The sequence below is a fragment of the Patescibacteria group bacterium genome (assembly GCA_041661625.1).
GTDB lineage: Bacteria > Patescibacteriota > Patescibacteriia > JAHIZJ01 > JAHIZJ01 > JBAZUB01.
The window spans coordinates 117,404-136,891 of the sequence record JBAZUB010000002.1; the positions used below are offsets into that span (position 1 = coordinate 117,404).

The window sequence follows — 19,488 nt, forward strand, 5'->3', positions numbered from 1 at the left end:
ATTACTGCAGCCGGTGATATACACCCCCAGACTGAGGGCTTGACATTTTCTAATTGATATATAAGATAGTGTCAGGTCACCATTTCGCTATCTGATGATAGAGCGGCGCTCTACCGCAACGGAGGCAGAAACTATGTGGATGCAAGCCTTTAGTCACGAGCTCGCACTCGTGGTGGTGGTTCTGGTTGGTGCCACGCTCCTTTTCCGGCTCCTGCTAAAGTTCGAGGTGGCTTGGTTAGTGGCTCTCTCAGCTGAGGTGATCATCTCCGCCATCGAGAGCCTTCGCCGGGTGTCCCTGGTCGGAGACTGGTGGTCGGGTAGCCACGTTTACATCGGCCAGCGTTGGGCGACCATCGGCTTGTTCGTCGTCCTGACTATTCTGTATCCCTTCGTCAAACGGCGCGATGACGAGCCACGCAAGGCCACACGTCAGTGAGTTCTCGTTCTATTACGGGAACTCATTTCTTTTTATCCCAAGCCGTTCTTAACAGTGCGTCGTAGTTGAACCATTGCGCCACCCTTGCATATATTATCAATCTTTAGTATAGTGACAGGGATTTTCGGGGCCAAGTCATGTTGCCCCACAGAACTGAATAATTTTCCATATAACACATGCCAGTCAAGAAAGCAGCCTGGAAGGCGCTCCGACAAAGCAAAAAACGTCATGCTCGCAACATCGCTACCAAGGTGAATGTGCGCGCGGTTGTAAAAAAGACCCGACAAGCCATCGCCGGTAATGCCAAGGACGAAGCCGCCAAAGCTCTCAAAGAGGCTTTGAAAGCGCTCGATAAAGCGGTCCAAAAAGGCGTTATCAAAAAAAACACGGCGGCTCGGAAAAAATCGCGGCTGACGCTACAGTACAACAAACTGGCGAAGCAAGCCGCATAGACGCCCAGTATTGGCAACAACGATATTCAGACAATTAATGTCTGATGGTTATTGTTTTTCTGGCTGGGCTCAATTCCAAATATCAAAACACAAAACTATAAATAATATTAAAACTTAAAACCCCCCCAATGTTAAAACATTCGGGAATTGATAATTGGAATTTGTCTTGTGTTTAGATACTAATGCTTAGGATTTACTCATGGCTTCTACCGTAAAGACATCGAATAGCACCCGCGGATCAATCGCGGTGGATTTTGTGCGTTGATCGAGACGAGCCAGGCGGGAATAAATGTGTTTCAATTCCGCCAGCGAGAACCGGCGCGCCTGCTCGGCTGATTTTCGAGCCACGAACGGATGCAGCTCCAGCTCGGTAGCCAGTCGGCCAGGAGCATTACCAGCGTCAAGATAATCTTTAACCTGTAGGAGTATTCGGAATTGACGTGCCAGCATGGTGAGCAGATATGGTACTGGCAACCCGCCGCCGACCTCTTCTTCCATCAGCCACAGAGCTTCGTTGGTCTGGCGTCCGGCCAGTGCGTCGGTCAGCCGGAAGATGTCGCTATCAAATTTTGATTTGACCATCAGCTCAACGTCGGCCGTGGTGATTGGGCGGCCTTTTGTATAACTGGTCAGTTTATCGATTTCGGAATTAGCCTCCCAGAGATCATTGCCGACTAGACTGATTAGCAAACGTTCGGCTTCGGTTTCGATCATTCCACCACGCCGAGCCACCTCTTTTTTAACCCACTGGGCCGCCTGCGTACCGGACAGTAAAGGAAAATCTTCAGTTAGCACATCTTTGCCTTGACCGACATTCAAACCGGCGCTTTTTTTCTTGCGGCTCTTAGACGGTATCGTACCTTCCCAAAGCACCAACACGGTATCGTCATTGTTCCAGTGCTGCAGCAGCTTTTGGATTGCCTCTACCGTTTTGGGACTCTTGTGCTGGCTTAAGTTTTCAATGATCACCATCCGCTTGGATGATAGAAATCCCCGGGTTGACATGGCATTGTTAACTTCGTCTACGGTCAACGTCGGCCCGTCCAATCGGACAATATTAATGCCGGTGGCGTCGTGCTTAGTTTGAAAAGCGTCGCGCAGCACCTTGAGGCGTTGGCGGGAACGAAATGTATCGGGACCTTGGAGCAGTATGATCATGGTGTGGTTATTCTTGACAGCCGGTTAATTATACAGTAGGTTTGCTGTGGAGCCAAACTGTTATAATGCTTAGTTAGGGCGTTGGTCCGGAGGGACATCATGTGCTGCATTTGTTCTGACCCCGGAATCACAAGAATTCCCGTTCGGTTTGAGGGAACCGTGGTCGGCGACTGCGCGGTCCAGAGCTGTAGCGGCTCGGTGCGGCGTGCTACGTCTCTACCGATCCAGGTCTGCGATACGCCTGGTTGTGGCTGTGGTTTCACCATTGCCACCGATGGAGAGAGGCGAGCATTGGCCGAACGGGTCGGTTACTTGCTCGATAAGGGCGGTTTTCCGGAATCAGCAGCCGTGGCTGGAACATCCTAGTGATGGGCCAGCCTTTCTATTTTACCTCACTCAATTCCCCCCAGTTTGGACCGGCATCGATCTCAACCTTGATCGGGACTTTTAACGTATAGATATTCTCCATAGCATCCTGGATGTATCGCGCGACTTTCTTTGTTTCGTCTTGGGGAACCTCGAAGACCAATTCATCGTGTACCTGGAGGATCATCTTGGTCTTTGGGCTGATCGCGGGCAGCTCCCGGTGAATCTTAATCATGGCCATTTTCAATAGATCGGCGGCGGTGCCTTGAATCGGCATATTGATGGCCATGCGTTCGGCGCCGGTTCTGATTTGACGGTTGCTGGATTGAATCTCCGGCAGATAGCGGCGTCGGCCGAACAACGTTTCGACATAACCCAAGCGGCGGGCCAGCGCTTTGGTTTCCTCGATGTACTCTTTGATGCCTTGGTGATGTTCGAAATAGGTTTCAATGTAATCGGAAGCCTCGTCGACATCCAGGTTAGTACCCCGCGCCAGGCCGTACACGCCCATGCCGTAAAGGATGCCAAAGTTAATCGCTTTAGCCGCTCGGCGCATCTCGGGTGTGACATCTTCCGGTTGAACGCCGTTAATTTCAGCTGCGGTCCGGGTATGAATGTCCTCATTATTACGAAAAGCTTCCAGCATCGATCGGTCATAGGCGATAGCCGCCGCAATGCGCAGCTCAATCTGGGAATAGTCAGCCGATACAATCACCGATCCCGGAGAAGCGATAAAGGCCTTTCGAATTTGCTTGCCCAGCTCGGTGCGTATGGGGATGTTTTGCAGATTAGGATTGGAGGAGGAAAGCCGGCCAGTGGATGTAACGGCTTGATTGAAGCTGGTGTGCACCCGTCCGGTCTGGGGATTGATCAGTTCCGGTAGGGCATCGATGTAGGTGGAGATCAGCTTAGCCAGTTCGCGGTATTCGATGATCATCGGCACGATCGGATGTGCGTCGTGCAGCTTGTCCAGCTCCGAAGCGGCGGTAGAGTAGCCGGTCTTGGTTGAGCCAATGCCTTCGGTATCAAGGTCGAGCTTGTCGAAGAAGATCCGCTTGAGTTGCAAAGGCGAATTGATATTAAATTCCTCGCCAGCCGCTTTATGTATCCGTTTTTCTAGTACGGCGATCTGTTTGGTTAGCTGATCGGACATCTGGTTCAGAAATTTAGTATCAATCAACACGCCCAACGTTTCAATTTTGGCCAGTACAGGCACCAGCGGCATCTCAATTTCCAGGAAAAGATTCTCAAGCACCGCCTTTCGGAGTTTTTGCCGCAACGGTGCGACTAAACGTAAAGTATAATCGGCGTCTTCGCAGGAATAATTAGCCAGCTCTTCCAGCGGGACGTTCTCCATTGGTTTTTGCATTTTGCCTTTCCCGATCAGCTGTTCGATCGGAATCATTTCGTGGCCCAGCTCGGAAAAAACCACTGCATCCAAACCATGTTGCCGGCTCGATGGGTCGATCAGATATGACGCAATCATGGTGTCAAAACCAGGATTGGTTAGCTCAATCCCGGCCCTGGCCAAAACCATGATATCAAACTTCATATTATGACCGGCTTTTTCAATGCTGCTATCCTCGAGGAATATCTTCAGATCGTCCAGCAACTTATCGCGCTCGGCCGTACCTGGTTGAACATTGATATAATACGCGACGCCGTTTTGCCAGCTCAAACTGACGCCCAGCAAGTCGGCCGTGAGTGGATCGAGTCCGTTGGTTTCGGTATCTACGGCAACGAGCTTGCTTTGTTTGGCTTGATTGAGAATCGGCTTCAAATCTTTAACTGATTGAATCAGGTGATAGTTTTTTGACAGTCGAACCGGTTCGGCGGTTCGTGGAGCCGAATCGGAAAGCAGTGAACCTTGAGTCTGCATTTCGGGCAATCTGGCCAGCAGGCTTTTGAATTCCAGTTCTTGAAAAAGCTTTATGGCGGCCATTCGGTCGTACATGCCGTGTCGGCAATCGGCCAACTTGAAATCAATCGGGATGTCGCAAACGATGGTGGCTAATTTCTTGCTAAGAAAAGCGTCGGACTCATATTTTTTTAACAAATCAATAATACGCGGTTTAGCCTCGATTAGTTTTTCGTTTTTCTTTAACGCGGAATATAGATCTTCGACGGTATCAAATTGTTTGAGCAGGTTTATGGCGGTTACCTGTCCGACACCTTTGACGCCCGGAATGTTGTCGGACGCGTCACCAGCCAAGGCCTTATAATCCGGCACCTGAGCGGGCGTAATGTCAAACTTTTTCCGTACCGTATCGGCGTCGTAGAGCAATGTATCACTCATGCCCTTCTGTAATCGGTAAACCTTGGTATTTCCATCGACCAATTGCAGTTCATCCATATCGCCGGTCACGATGATTGACTCGACGTTGGGTTGGTCAACTTCTTGGCGAATGGTAAGCGTGCCGATCACGTCATCCGCTTCGTAGCCGGGCAGTTCGTAAATCTTAATATTGAGCGTACGCAGCACCTCTTTTACTATCGGGATTTGATCATACAGTTCTTGAGGGGCTTTGACTCGCGTAGCTTTGTATTCGGCGTACTCCTCGTGACGGAATGTCTTTTTAGCCACGTCAAAGGCGGCCGCGATGAATTGCGGTTTGAATTCTTTGATGACTTTTAACAACACGGACGTAAATCCATAGGCGGCATTCACCAAGCGGCCATCTTTTGTGGTCAGCGGCGGCAGGGCATGAAACGCCCGATGAATCAGGGCATTGGAATCGATTATGACGAACTTGGTTTTTGTGGGCATGGTTTCATTGTACACTAGACAGGCCACTCTGAAAACCGAAGTAACGGGAATATTTTCATTGACAGAGCGGAATGGTAAATGTCATAATTTGCCCATGGGCAAAACTTTTTCCGAGAAAATTAGACCACCAGAATCAACTCCCGCGACAACCGCACCGGCATCTCCAGAGACGGGGCGTCTTAAGATAATTGCCGGTCAGGATGTCGAAACAGTACTGCGCGAGGCTCAATCCGATCGCCAAGGATTATCTGATAGTGAAGTCCGGCGCCGGCAAGCGGAGTATGGTTTGAATGAAATCGCTTCGCAGCGACCGAAACAATGGTGGCAGAACCTGCTCCAAAATTTTAAAGATCCTTTGAGCCTGTTGTTACTGGCGCTGGGATTGATTTCTTATTTTACCGGTGACGCCAAGGCGACTATTATTATCGGTGTTATGCTACTGCTTAGCGTGTTCTTGCGGTTTTTCCAGGAGTTACGGGCCAATAAAGCCGCGGTTAAGTTGCAGGCAATGGTTCATACGACGGTGACTGTGTTGCGGAATAATCATCCATGCGAACTGCCGTTAAGCGCGCTGGTGCCAGGCGATATCGTTCAATTATCGGCTGGAAACATGATACCGGCCGATTTGCGTTTAATTGAATCAAAGGACCTGTTTGTCAATCAAGCCACCATGACCGGCGAAGCCATGCCGGCCGAAAAACATGCCCCGGCCGTCAGCCATACTCAGGATGGCGAGCTTGAGTTGGCTAATATGTGTTTCATGGGTACAAACGTCGAAAGCGGAATTGCCACGGCCATGGTGGTGGCCACGGGCAGCCGAACCCGGTTTGGCGCGCTGGCAAAGTCGGTCAGCCGCGATCGTGAGATCACCAGTTTTGATCTAGGGGTAGGCCGTTTTACTTGGTTGATGATTCGGTTTATCGCCGTGATGGTACCGTTGGTTTTCTTGATCAACGGTTTGAGCAAACATGATTGGCTGCAAGCTTTTCTATTTGCTATGGCGGTAGCCGTGGGTCTGACGCCGGAATTATTACCGATGATTGTGACCGTTAATTTATCCAAAGGTGCTATGGCGCTGTCCCGAAAAAAAGTCATCGTTAAACGGCTTAACTCAATTCAGAATTTAGGCGCGATGGATATTCTGTGCACGGACAAAACGGGCACCTTGACCCAGGGTCGAGTGGTGCTGTTGCGGCATGTCGATATCGCCGGTCAGGAGAATACCAAGATACGCGACTACGGCTGGCTCAATAGCTACCATCAGACCGGCTTAAAAAACCTAATGGATGAAGCAGTGCTCAAGCACGATAGCGAGCAAACCGGAGAGTTGATCCATCAGTATCGCAAGATTGATGAAATCCCGTTCGATTTCAAACGCCGCCGGATGTCAGTGGTAGTTGAAGACAATACCAGCCAGCATCTGCTGATCTGCAAAGGTGCCGTTGAGGAGGTGCTGGCCCACACTCGCTGGGTGGAGGTGGGCGGCAAAGTCATGCCGCTCAAAGAATATCATCACGCCCACAAAGATAAATTAGTCCAAGAACTTGGCACCGAGGGGTTTCGGCTGATCGCGCTAGCGTATCGTAATCTGCCTCTGACCAAACACGTTTACGGGGTGACCGACGAAGAGGAACTGACCTTGCTGGGTTTTCTGGCTTTCTTAGATCCGCCCAAAACCAGCGCGGCGACGGCTATCAAAGAGCTGGAAAGATATGGTGTTGTGGTGAAAATATTAACCGGTGATAACGAGCTAGTTACTCGCAAAATATGCCACGATGTCAATCTGACGATCCAGCGCATATTACTTGGCACGGAAATTGAACAGCTAAACGATACACAACTAGCTGAAGCGGCCGAGCAGGCGACCGTATTTGATAAGCTTGATCCTAACCAAAAAGAGCGGATCATCCAAGCCTTACAAAGCCGAGGACACGTCGTTGGCTTTCTCGGCGACGGTATTAATGACGCGCCGGCATTGAAAGCGGCTGATGTGGGCATTTCCGTCGATAGCGCGGTTGATATCGCTAAGGAATCATCCGACATTATTTTGTTGGAAAAGAGTCTGATGGTCTTGAAAGACGGCGTGCGCGAAGGCCGAAAAATATTCGGCAATATCACCAAGTATATCAAAATGACAGCCAGCTCGAATTTCGGCAATATGTTCAGCGTGGCCGGCGGTAGCGTGTTTCTGCCATTTTTGCCTATGCTGCCGCTACAGGTGATCGTGAATAATTTGATGTATGATATGTCGCAGATTACCATACCGACCGACGGGGTGGATGAAGAATATCTGATCAGGCCGCGTCAATGGAAAATCAACCTGATCCAAAAGTTTATTCTTTGGATCGGGCCAGTCAGTTCGCTGTTTGACTACGCAACTTATTTTCTAATGTTGTATGCTTTTCATGCCTGGGGGAATCCAGCCCTGTTCCACACCGGCTGGTTTGTCGAGTCACTGATGACTCAGACGCTGATCATCCATATTATTCGAACCCGCAAAATCCCATTCTTCCAAAGCCGAGCCAGTTGGCCGCTGACCCTAACTTCATTCGCGGTCGTGGCGATTGGCGCCTGGCTGCCATTTTCACCCCTAGCCGACGCTTTGGGGTTTGTGCCATTGCCACCCATGTACTGGCTCTATCTGTTGGGCTTCTTGATAATATATTTCACGCTAACCCAGTTGGTTAAGTCGTGGTTTATAAAACGCTACGGGTGGGAATAGCCCGAAGGTTAGATCTGAAATAGCAGGCAAACAAAAACGCCCCCCACCTTTCTCGACGACGGTTTGCGATAATTGATGACGTAAGGCGAAGCCGCCAAATGGCTAGCGCAACAGTTGATCAATAGACATCGCTTAGAAAGGTGGGGGGCTGTTTTGACTTTGTTTGACTTAGTAGACGTTGGCGAAAAGAGCGATGGCCAGCAAGGTGCCGGCTAATGAAATGCCGATTATTCCCATGCCCATTAAGGTGTTAACCTTTTTCATTAATGGGTTGGTTTTTTTGACGTCTGTGTCGGTCGGCGTCTCGGCGACCGGCTCGGTTGGAGCCGGTTGCGCTTCCGCTACCGGCTGGCTTGGTGCCGATGGGGGAGGCGTTTGCGGCTGGGGAGCCGCTGGTGTGTCCTCGTTCATTTTTGTTTTTTGTTTTACTGATTACTTAAATAAAATACAACACTGGTTGTGTTGCGGATTATAAATGATATAGCTTTGGGTTCATTTTGATTTGGTTGTGTTTTTGTTTTCCCCCGAACCACTCGCAAATGCTCGGGTGCGGGGATTCAACTAATGTAATTGTATCACAGTTTTGCGATGTTGTCAACTATTATTAATAAAAAAAGCTGTTTACGTTACCCGGCGGTAAAGGTAAACAGCAATGGTTGGGATCTATGCGAGCTTCGGCACCCGCTCCCAATCCTCCTGGAACTTGGCGATCCCGGCATCGGTCAGGTGGTGCCGAGTCATCTGCATTATGACTTTGAACGGCACGGTCGCCACGTGTGCGCCAGCCTGGGCAGCCTGAATGACGTGCAGTGGATTGCGTATCGAGGCTGCAATCACTTCGGTGCTCAACCCGAGGCTGCGTAGGTGTGCAACGATTACTCGTACAGCGGCAGAGCCATCCTCGCCGATGTCGTCCAATCGGCCGACAAAGGCGCTGACATAGGTCGCCCCGGCCAAGGCGGCCAGATGCGCCTGGTTAGGGTTGAACACCAGCGTCATGTTGACCTTCACCTTCCGCGCTGAAAGTACACGACACGCCGCCAGCCCCGGTGGATTCATTGGGAGCTTGATGGCGATATTCTTCTGGTCGATCGCGACCAGTTTTTCGGCTTCGGCCAGCATGCCATCGCCATCTTTGGCTAGCACTTCCGCCGAAACCGGACCATTAGCCAGGGAGCAGATCTCACGGAGCAGAGCGTGAAAATCACCTCCCTCCTGGGCCGCCAGCGAGGGGTTTGTGGTCACTCCACAAACCACACCCATTGCGACCGCTTGCCGGACTTCTTCCACGTTTGCGGTGTCGACGAACAGTTTCATCATCCCTCCTCGCCCTAAATTGGGCTCCTCTGTGGTGGCGTTATAGGGTTACCTGCCCGCCAACATTAAATTATTTATCATCTTTAGTCAAATTGGCTTAGGTAGTTCTACTTGAAGCTATCCATATTTTGTTTCAGCATTCGGCGACGCCGAAGAACCATATATATTGCCACGCCAAAGCCGAGAATTGCCATACTCGATAGTGTGATTACGCTGGAGATTGAATTTTGAGTCGGAGTTACTACGTTGTTAGTGTTACTCATATTACCATCATCAGTGCTAGCGCCCTTTACCTCGGCTGTTTTTATATCGTCACTGGTGCGGGGCAGGATCGCCACGCCATTTGTGCCATTAGTTAATAAGCCAGTGACGCTAATTGCTTGGCCGGGTTGGGAATCCGGTACCTCGAGTTTCGCGGTCTTTTTGAACAACACTGTAAATACTTGTTCGCCGCTTTTCACTACCATTCCTGTGGTTTCTTGTGATATTAGCGATCCGGTGATACTGACCAGGCGATTGTATTGATCTTCCGTTGGAGCTTGAGTCAGTTCGATCGGCTGAAGCGGCGTATCTTTTGATACTACTGTGAGCTGGTCGGCGGTCTTTATTGCCAGGCGATGTTCACCCTGGCTGATTGAGACAGTTCCGCTGGCCCGCACGCTATCACCGATCGCCAAAGAAAGATCAAACGATGTCGGCCAAGTGATTTGAATCCCACCCGAAGTGTCTTCGAGGTAAGCGGTGCGTTTTCCGAGCGTGTCGGCCGCTACGGTAATGACGCCTTCTATGGTGACGGCTGTCCGGCTGGGCAAGGTTTTGAATTCGGCTACGGTGATTGTTCGTGCAACCACCTCTTTGGAAGATTTTGTGCTGGATGAGCTTTGGGCTTTTTCAGCGGTATCGTTTTCGACTACGACAATCTCGTTTGTATCGCCGGGAGTTGATTCGGCGGACCACGCCCAGCGTACGGTCGGTCCGACCCGGCTCCATGATAAGTCTTCGGGTGCCTTACTATAAGTTACGCCGTTAACTATTTTACCGTTCGGTGCGACCAGAAATATCTGTTCAGTAGAATTGTTCAATGAGATCTTTGATTCCGGCCGATAGATCGCCAAAGAGTCAAGTGGGGCAATAACAACGGCCTTTTTCCAAACAAATGTAGTGGTTTGGTCGGTTAGCTTCCAGCCTAGTAGGTTAATTGGCCTGGTATCAAAGTTGGTTATTTCAATATATTCATTTTCGGTATCGGAGCCGGATGGGTTGGGAAGAAGTTCGGTTAGCCAGACACGATTAGAAACATCGCCCGAGGCTGTTTTTGTGGTAGAGGCTTCCTTTTTCGTGGTGATTGGAACCGTATCGCTTTTACTTGGAGTGCTCGGTGTAAGATCGGTAGCGTCTAGTTCGTCGGATCCAGCCGTCGTGTTGGCTAGGCCAGGTGTCGGCGTTGGACACCATTGCCAATCGGTATTTATCCGGCCATAGGACTGTCCCTCGGGAGCCGGGACTGGATATGTGATCTCATTAATCAGCGTGTCGTCGGGGGTAAACAATCGGACCGTTTCAGTAGTGGTATTATTAAGCGCGATGCCGGACACGCGTCGTGGCACGACGAAGTAACCATTTGGTTCAACAACGGTTGAGTCCAAGCCATTACCGATCGTGTAGCTTTTACCGGTGTCGCTTAGTTTCCAACCGGCCAAATCCACTCGATCGGCTGCATTATTATATAGCTCGATAAATTCTTCAGCCAGATCATCGCCAGTCGGATTGGGCAGCACCTCATTAATGATAATGGAACGAGAATACACTTTAATCTGGATAGGCGCGGATGATGGTGCTGGAGCAGGCGGTTCGAGTGTTGGCGCTGATGTTATCACCACGCTGATTTGCGATTCGGCTTGGTCGCGCCCATCAAAGACCGACAATTTCACGTTAAATGCGCCGGCTGAGGCAAATGAATGGGTCGGTGTTTCCAACGTGGAAGAATTGCCGTCGCCAAAATCCCAATTGAACTGCAGCGGGTCGCCATCAACATCAGACGACTCCGATCCGTCGAAGTTTAATGATTCGTTTACCACGCCGCTGGTCGGCCCGCTCAATTTTACAGTCGGTGGTGTATTAGGATCTGAATTCGGCGCCCCGGGTGTGCCCAGCTCAGGTTTGCCAGCGTCGAAGTTTATCGAAGCATCGGCCGTATGCCAGCTAGTCGAGAGAGTTCCATCCGCGACTTGGACGTCCCGCTCCATCGATTTCCACACCGAACCGCTGGTATAGGCTCCGGTCAATGGCACGCCGCTGCCGTCATCGGCGGTATCAATCAGTTCGTTCGTAGCGGTGTAGAGCTTAATTTGCAGATCGCTATTAACCAGTGACACGGCCGTGTTAACAACGTCGGGTGCTATTCCTAAAGTGGATTGGGCGGAATCACCTGAGAAATTGCTAATCAAAAAGAATCCATTGGCCGATATCGATATTCCGGTTGGTATAGCCAGCATGGCAGTGTCCTGGCCGCCACTTTTTCGAGTCAGCCGCCAGTTCGACAGATCCACCGGCTGGTCGGTCAGATTGCGCAGCTCAATCCACTCATCCGAGCTGGAAGCGGATGAGCCCATCCACATCAGTTCATTGATAACTACGCTAGGTGCGCTATCGGCTTTCACAATCCGGGGAACAAAAAGCCCAGCCTGCCCGATCAGCAGCCAGATTATGATAATGGAACATTTAACTCGTTTCATGCGGGAAGCCCTTTGGCGTCTCCCTGGTCTGATAAGAACAATATAACTGATGCACAAAATGCGTCAACTCAAAGATGTCCACACCCAACAGGTTGGGGCAAAAACACTACATCGTCGCGATGCCGTCCGGGGTGGCTTCGTGATCTCCCGAAATAACATCACCCGAACCAGCTTCGAGATTGTAGTACAAGCTATAATAGGTATACGGTTCGGAGCCAATTGGCGTGTAATCATAGGCCAGACCACCGGGGGTCGGGTTTTCTGGGATATTGGGTAAGTACTGCGGTACCAGCGAACTTAGCTCGGTGGGGTAGTTGCCCTTGTCGCCACGGTAAGCTTCCAGAGCCGATGATATAGCGCGGACGTCGCTTAGACGCTTGGCGTCGCGTGAACGGGCTAATTCCAGCATCGGGCCGGTTAGCTGGGTGCTGGGCATGATGTCGTTGTTAGCGTTTTCGTTGGTATTACTACTATTAACGTTGGCACTCCAATCGTCCGAGGCTGTTTGATCGGCGTCTTTATCCGATTGAGAGCGGGAATAGTAATACAATCCGATGCCTCCACCGATGATGATTATGGCAATAACGATGATTAAGATGATGCGTTTGGTATTCATAACTACATTATATATATGTATGTGACTTTTGACAAAAGCGTCCAGGCTAAGTAATGTGATATAGTTACGATATATCGTGAGCCCAGGTGGCTCCGAACTACTCACTTCGTTCGAATTCGGGGTAAACTCCGCTGGTATATTTTTAGGCAGGCAGACGCGTCCCGCATCTGTGGTGGGCGAGTGGCGAAATTGGTATACGCACTAGGTTTAGGACCTAGCGCCGCAAGGCATGAGGGTTCGAGTCCCTCCTCGCCCACCACTAGTGCGGGATCCTCGCAAGAGGTTGGAGGTTCGAGTCCTCTCCTGGGTACCAAATAATAGGAGTTATTATGGTCAGCATTGTTCCATCCAACATTCCCGACGCAGAATATCTCACGGACATGGTCAAGCATATGCGCCACAAGTTTGAGCGGCATAACGGCGCGCTCGAACAGCTATTGGTTTATACGGGCGCGTTACTGAATTGGGTAGGCGACTTCATGACAGATCCTAACGTAAGTTGGACAAAGGAGGACGTTGAAGTCGAGAAACTATATCTAACCGGCATGGGTCCAGATGAGAACGCTTTTATTATCGATCAAGCCAAACGTTCACCAAGACAACTCCAAGTCATATTACACAACAATCATGAAGCGCAAGCGCTCTTCGCAAAACATACTTTTGATCCGCTGCCAATATTAGTTCGTCTCGATGAAGACAAGATAAAAGTAATAGATGGCATGCACCGGGTAATTGGAGCTATCAAGGAAGACCAAATAACTATTACCGCGTACTTCGCGCGCCAAACCGGGATACCACAGCCGCATTGCGAACCGCACGTGATTTATGATTTGCTGCGGGCATACGAGCGCGGTATTAATAAGGACACAGCTGGTTTGATCACGGCGTTGCGATTCCTACGCCAGAGTTATTTCAATGTGGAGCAATTATTACGAGAAAGATTTAATGAGGGTTGGATAAACAATCCCGAGACGCGAGAGATTATTCGTCAGGTATTAAATGACTAGATAATCCTGTTATTAACCATATTAACATCAGTCGGAACGGCTCCCAATGCGTGGAGCTGTTTCAAATTAGCGCCACAGGAATAAAAACCCCACTTTAGTATTTACGAATTTAATAAACATAATTATTAACGTAGAAAATTATTCACACCAATAATATATAAAATATTATCGCATGGAATAAATATTCCGCGAATACAAAACAGTTTTCGTAATAAGTTATGCACATTATTATGTTGAATACTATTGCGTAAGCGAAAAATATGCTCTATACTTATCCACAGGAGCACATTTATAACTTCTATGCCAAATAATATTCCATAACAACAAAACAACAAAAATATTTTGTTGCAAAAAAATTCTGATGGGAGGAGGTGAAAAGAAAAATGGCAAAAAAGAAGAAAGCAAAGAAGAAGGTCGCTAAAAAGACGACCAAACGAAAAGTTGCAAAAAAAGCGAAACGCCGGAAATAGTCCGACACGCTAAAGAAAAATCCGCTCCAAAAATAAAAATAGGCGGATTTTTCATTTGATAATACGAAATGATATATGCTAATGTTGGCGTGAAAGTAAAAACAAAATTCGAATTAGCAAAATATATATATTAATTTGTAATGAGCGAATAACACGTCACATAAAAACTTTATCCGGTGTGCCACGTTGTGTTGTTCAAAAGTCCCCCAGCTTGTTCCTGCAGACATACTAGACGGGCGGTAAATAATGTTGTCTGTTGGGATAGTCCCGGTCTAGCAGCGCACTAGGTGCACAGTATTGGTTCATTCCCCTAATAATAGCTAAATTTATAATAAAAACTGCTAAATTAGCCTAGATTCGCCAAAAGATGGCATAACTATTGACACGTATAAACTATCTTGATACACTATTAGTACCAAAAACACACAGTTTATCCACAAAGCGTAAGCGTATGATGAATCAGATCCTAACTCTCAATACATCAGGCGGTTAGCCGGTATTCTTACGTTCTGCTAAACATACCGCCGCCTGAAGGCGGATTTTTTATATCAAACTAGGTCGCTCTTTCCGGAATAAAACTTTGAGCATCGAAGCTGGTTGAAAACAGTTTTTCCCTCGGCTTTGGTCCTTATATATAGAAGTCGAATGCTGATGAGGCGACCCGTGCTTGTTAGGTGCCGAGGGGTTTTCTCTGATGCGTTCGTGGACGCTCTGCCCAAAGGAATTAGCTTGGCTTGCCAGGTTGAAAGGCCGAGGCGGAGCGTCCTGCATGCACGGGCGCGGTCGTGCCTACCCCCTCGAGTCACCCGGCGACTCATGGGCACGACTCGCGCCCCCTATGTTGCGCCCCAGTGTTTGAGAGTCTTGAGGGTTGGTGACACATTCCTCCGGGGCTTCCTTCACTGCGGTGCGCTCCTTTCATCAGTACATTGACATCCGACGTTCTGGACTAAGTTCCAGCGGGGGACGATAGTTGTGAGGACTCAGCCGACACAGCCGAGATTCCTGACGCTACAGTCCGATGTCGGATGTCAACTTCTCTCTTTGAACTGATACGGGAATGAATGGCTCCTAATCGAGTCGATTTGTTCCCGCGTCCGTTCAAGATAATATCTACGGGCGTTGGGGCGCTTAGCGTTTGGTCAAGATCGAGGCGCCGCCGAGCACTCGACTGAGACGTGCTAATGTACGTCGAAGAAGAGGCGGAGGCGGTAACGATGAGATTGACCGAAAGCTTCTTAGGCGGACGGGCTTAGCCCGGCCGATAAGAAGCGGCGCAAGCGACCCTCGAACTTTGACAATTGAATACGAAGAGAAGTAAAGGGTAACAAATTGCAATTGAGCATAGTCTCAGTCAGCAAGTAAGCATAGTAGTATACGTACATTGTGCGTACGTTTGTGATTAGTCCAAGTAAATCGGGACAACACAAGAGCATATGGTGGATGCCTAGACACTAAAAGACGATGAAGGACGTCGCAGCCTGCGATAAGCCTCGGGGAGGTGGCAAGCAACCTATGATCCGGGGATTTCCGAATGGGGTAACCCGTCCGTTGTAAACAACGAGACATATCATACTGAATACATAGGTATGATAAGACGACCCAGCGAATTGAAACATCTTAGTAGCTGGAGGAAAAGAAACGAAGTTCCTTTGTTAATATTTCGACCCGCCCAGCCGCCTATTTAATAGGTAGTTGGGAAGCGGAATTTTAGCAGAGGCTATTCCCTTAGTAGTGGCGAGCGAACAGGGATGAGCCCAAACCATTAGTGCCGTTCCGCGCAAGCGGAGCAAGGGTACAAGCCTTAATGCATTAGTGGCGTTGTGAGTGATTACGTCTGGAGCTTGTGCTACCAGGATGAAGCGATACGAAAGAGATCTTTCCTAGAAGAATCCGCTGGAAAGCGGGGCCGAAGAAGGTGATAGCCCTGTAATCGAAAGGAGGTTTCTGCTTCATGGTAATTTTACTCGAGTACCACAGGACACGAGAAATCCTGTGGGAATCCGGGACGACTATAAAAGTCTTGTCGCTTATGCGTTGCGCAAGCAACGTATGGGTGGCGAGATGTCCCAAGGCTAAATACTTTTAGTGATCGATAGTGAACAAGTACCGTGAGGGAAAGGTGAAAAGCACCCCGGTGAGGGGAATGAAATAGTATCTGAAACCATATGCTTACAAGGAGTCGGAGCCCGCTTTCGCTTTCCGCTGCGCTTCAAGCTACAGCGGGCAGGCCCGTTTTCATGAATAATGAAGATGGGGCTTGCCCACCGAAGCTCAAGCGAAGCGTAGAGCGAAGGTGGGTGACGGCGTGCCTATTGAAGAATGAACCAACGAGTTAATTGGGTGCAGTCTGGTTAAGCCCGTTAGGGCGCAGCCACAGTGAAAGCGAGCATGAATAATGCGCATGAGGCTGATTCGGCGGCCGTCGGCAACGGCGACTGGCGATTCATTTCTCAAGATTGTACTCATTAGACCCGAAACCGGGTGATCTATCCATGGCCAGGTTGAAGGTGGGGTTACACCCACTGGAGGACCGAACCCACTAGCCGTGCAACACTAGGGGATGAGTTGTGGATAGCGGAGAAATTCCAATCGAACCCGGCAATAGCTGGTTCTCCTCGAAATAGCTTTAGGGCTAGCCTAGTAAACATCTAATCTGAGGTAGAGCACTGAATGAGCGTGGATGGCTTTTGCCTACTACGTTCAACCAAACTCCGAATGCGGATGATGATAATTACTGGAGTCAGACCGTGGGGTCTAAGCTTCACAGGTCGAAAGGGAAACAGCCCAGATCGCAGTCTAAGGTCCCTAAATCTCGATTCAGTGTTAAAGGTGGTGGAACGACTTATACAACTAGGAGGTTGGCTTAGAAGCAGCCATCCTTTAAAGAAAGCGTAATAGCTCACTAGTCAAGTTATTCTGCGCCGAAAATTAACGGGGCTTAAATCGAGTACCGAAGACGCGAACTCGTTCTGCTTTTGCAGGACGTTTGGTAGAGGAGCGTTTTGTATCCGCTGAAGTCGTTTCGCGAGGAACGGTGGAGGATACAGAAGTGAGAATGTTGGTATGAGTAGCACAAATCCGGGTGAGAACCCCGGACACCGAAAGCTCAAGGTTTCCTGGGCAACGCAAATCGTCTCAGGGTTAGGCGGTCCTAAGTCCAAGCCGAAAGGCGTAAGCGATGGACAGCTGGTTAATATTCCAGCCCTTCCTAGCGGTTATCTTCTTCTGACACATCTGGAACGTTCCGGCGGGCTATTGGTTATGCCCGTCCCCCCATCTTCGCTTTTCATTTCACGAAAAGCTACGATGGACAGGCTGTAATGGCTTGCCCACCGAAGCTCAAGTGGAACGCAGAGCGAAGGTGGGTGGAAAGAGAAAGCTACGGCTGACTCGATCAGAGTAGACTGGGTGTCAAGAAAAGGAAGAAGGTGTGCACCGTGAGGAATCCGTACCGCAAACCGACACAGGTGAGCAGCCACACTGGAGTGGTAAGGTGAACGAGAGAACCCTCGTTAAGGAACTCGGCAAAATAACGGCCGTAACTTCGGGATAAGGCCTCCCGGTACCAGGCGCGCAAGCGCTTCGGTACGGGGCTCAGTTAATGAACTCAAGCGACTGTTTAACAAAAACACAGGTCCCTGCAAAACCGTAAGGTGACGTATAGGGGCTGATGCCTGGCCAGTGTCAGAACGTTAAGCCAAGGGGTGAGAGCCTCGAGGCCAAGCGCTGATGAACGCCGGCGGTAACTATAACCGTCCTAAGGTTAGCCGAATCATGAAAATGGTGCGGCTAAGGACTGGGACGGTTAAAAAACCGAGTTAACAGTTATGTGCAGTAAAGAAAAGTAACTGCCTCATTCCGCAGTAATGCGGGATTGGTCCATAAACACTTGACTATATCGGTGAAACTCCGGTCGGATGACCGGACAATACCGAGGGAAGTCTTTCGAAGTTGAGAGAAGGAACACAAGAGTGGGAATGTGTAGAGCAATTAGCATCGTCAGTCGGGCGATGTGCTCTCTATAGCCAAAGTACACGGCTATTGTGCTGGCATAGACAAGCGGGATACGTGGTAAAGAGCGGATTCTTAGTCCGAAAACCTACCAACACCATCAGCGCATACGCCAGCAATGGAGGTTTCAATCCTCCCATTCCTCACTATCCTTTGGGAAGCCACTAGTGCTTCCCACTTTCTCCCAACTTCGGAATGACCCCGTAGAGACTAAACGTCGGGCATCCATTTAATAATATGGATGAAGATATAGTCCAATCTCACTGGTAACAGCGAGCGCTCTTCCAGCAAGTGTCGTCAAGGAGGACAAGCGTCGAATTAATTTCGCGCGCAGTCTGACGCCGACGACACCATAAAGGGAAAGGGGGAGCATCGGAGGGGGAAACCGTAGGTTTCCCACCCGAGTAATGAGCGAAATTCCTTGTCGGGTAAGTTCCGACCTGCACGAATGGCATAACGACTTGAGAACTCTCTCAACGAGGGACTCGGCGAAATTGCAAGACCGGTAAAGATGCCGGTTACCCACGGCTAGACGAAAAGACCCCGTGAAGCTTTACTACACCTTGATATTGACCTAAGGTTTATTCTATTTGAGCATAGGTGGGAGACTTTGAAGTATCGACGCCAGTCGGTATGGAGTCACCAGTGAGATACCACCTTGAATGAGTTTTATGTCTCACCCCTCGCCTTTACAGAGGCTGGGGGACAGTGTCTGGCGGGTAGTTTGACTGGGGCGGTCGCCTCCTAAAAGGTAACGGAGGCGTTTACAAAGGTTGGCTAAGTCCCGATGGAAACGGGACGCGTCGCGCAAAGGCACAAGCCAGCTTTACTGCAAGGGCGGCAACCCGAGCAGTTGCGAAAGCAGAACTTAGTGATCCGACCGTACGTAATAGGACGGCGGAAGCTCAACGGATAAAAGCTACTCCGGGGATAACAGGCTTATCGCGCCCAAGCGTCCACAGCGACGGCGCGGTTTGGCACCTCGATGTCGGCTCATCGCATCCTGGGGGTGAAGAAGCTCCCAAGGGTTTGGCTGTTCGCCAATTAAAGCGGTACGCGAGCTGGGTTCAGAACGTCGTGAGACAGTTCGGTCTCCTATCTGTCGTGGGCGTTGGATGTTTGAAAGAAGACTCTTCTCTAGTACGAGAGGACCGAGAAGAACGAACCTCTGGTGAGTGAGCTGTCCTACCAAGGGCATGAGCTCAGTAGCTATGTTCGGCCAGGATAAACGCTGAAAGCATCTAAGCGTGAAACCTTCTTCAAGATGAGACATCCTTTAAGATTCCAAGGAGATGACTTGGTTGATAGGCTCTAGGTGTAAGGCCCGTAAGGGTTTGAGCCGAGGAGTACTAATAGATCGTAAGTCCCGATTTACTTCGAGTAATCAGAAATACTTCTCTTCGTATTCAGTTGCCTAAGTCCCCTGCG

Annotated in this window: 11 protein-coding genes, 1 tRNA gene and 1 rRNA gene; 7 read left to right on the forward strand and 6 right to left on the reverse strand. The window is 49.6% G+C overall.

Annotated features, from left to right (window positions below; all coding sequences use genetic code 11):
- Positions 1 to 133: 133 nt before the first annotated feature.
- Positions 134 to 436 carry a hypothetical protein gene (locus WC734_04055; protein ID MFA6198297.1) on the forward strand — a complete coding sequence of 101 codons (303 nt, stop codon included), beginning with the start codon at positions 134 to 136 and terminating at the stop codon, positions 434 to 436.
- A 176-nt stretch (positions 437 to 612) separates the two neighbouring features.
- On the forward strand, positions 613 to 888 hold the full coding sequence (rpsT, locus tag WC734_04060) for a 30S ribosomal protein S20 (GenBank protein ID MFA6198298.1): 276 nt from the start codon (positions 613 to 615) through the stop codon (positions 886 to 888).
- Between the two features lie 186 nt (positions 889 to 1,074).
- Here rpsT and holA read toward each other — a convergent pair whose 3' ends face one another.
- Positions 1,075 to 2,046 (reverse strand): DNA polymerase III subunit delta, encoded by a 972-nt coding sequence (holA, locus tag WC734_04065; GenBank protein MFA6198299.1) that lies wholly within the window; start codon positions 2,044 to 2,046, stop codon positions 1,075 to 1,077.
- Between the two features lie 99 nt (positions 2,047 to 2,145).
- Here holA and WC734_04070 point away from each other — a divergent pair, with 99 nt between their 5' ends.
- Positions 2,146 to 2,412, forward strand: coding sequence for a hypothetical protein (locus tag WC734_04070; protein MFA6198300.1), 267 nt, complete (start codon positions 2,146 to 2,148; stop codon positions 2,410 to 2,412).
- A 16-nt stretch (positions 2,413 to 2,428) separates the two neighbouring features.
- On the opposite strand, the gene polA is transcribed toward WC734_04070, so the two are convergent.
- Complete coding sequence (gene polA, locus WC734_04075) at positions 2,429 to 5,179, reverse strand: DNA polymerase I (protein ID MFA6198301.1); 2,751 nt, start codon at positions 5,177 to 5,179, stop codon at positions 2,429 to 2,431.
- On the opposite strand from polA, the gene mgtA reads away from it, so the two are divergent.
- The gene (mgtA, locus tag WC734_04080) at positions 5,154 to 7,901 is read left to right on the forward strand and encodes a magnesium-translocating P-type ATPase (protein MFA6198302.1); all 2,748 of its coding nucleotides are present in this window, start codon (positions 5,154 to 5,156) and stop codon (positions 7,899 to 7,901) included. The genes polA and mgtA overlap by 26 nt on opposite strands.
- 168 nt (positions 7,902 to 8,069) lie before the next feature.
- On the opposite strand, the gene WC734_04085 is transcribed toward mgtA, so the two are convergent.
- From WC734_04085 to WC734_04100, 4 genes are all read right to left on the reverse strand, one after another.
- Positions 8,070 to 8,312, reverse strand: coding sequence for a hypothetical protein (locus WC734_04085; GenBank protein MFA6198303.1), 243 nt, complete (start codon positions 8,310 to 8,312; stop codon positions 8,070 to 8,072).
- Positions 8,313 to 8,564: 252 nt separating this feature from the next.
- Entirely contained in the window at positions 8,565 to 9,218 is a 654-nt protein-coding gene (gene fsa, locus WC734_04090) for a fructose-6-phosphate aldolase (protein ID MFA6198304.1), read from the reverse strand.
- Between the two features lie 107 nt (positions 9,219 to 9,325).
- The gene (locus WC734_04095; GenBank protein MFA6198305.1) at positions 9,326 to 11,953 is read right to left on the reverse strand and encodes a lamin tail domain-containing protein; all 2,628 of its coding nucleotides are present in this window, start codon (positions 11,951 to 11,953) and stop codon (positions 9,326 to 9,328) included.
- A 106-nt stretch (positions 11,954 to 12,059) separates the two neighbouring features.
- Entirely contained in the window at positions 12,060 to 12,569 is a 510-nt protein-coding gene (locus WC734_04100; protein MFA6198306.1) for a hypothetical protein, read from the reverse strand.
- 174 nt (positions 12,570 to 12,743) lie between these two features.
- On the opposite strand from WC734_04100, the gene WC734_04105 reads away from it, so the two are divergent.
- The 3 genes from WC734_04105 (at position 12,744) to WC734_04115 (ending at position 19,434) form a co-directional block, all read left to right on the forward strand.
- Positions 12,744 to 12,828: transfer RNA gene (locus tag WC734_04105), tRNA-Leu, on the forward strand.
- 70 nt (positions 12,829 to 12,898) lie between these two features.
- Positions 12,899 to 13,576: a hypothetical protein gene (locus WC734_04110; GenBank protein ID MFA6198307.1), complete on the forward strand. Its 678-nt coding sequence runs from the start codon at positions 12,899 to 12,901 to the stop codon at positions 13,574 to 13,576.
- Between the two features lie 1,884 nt (positions 13,577 to 15,460).
- A 23S ribosomal RNA gene (locus WC734_04115) occupies positions 15,461 to 19,434 on the forward strand.
- Positions 19,435 to 19,488: the final 54 nt, after the last annotated feature.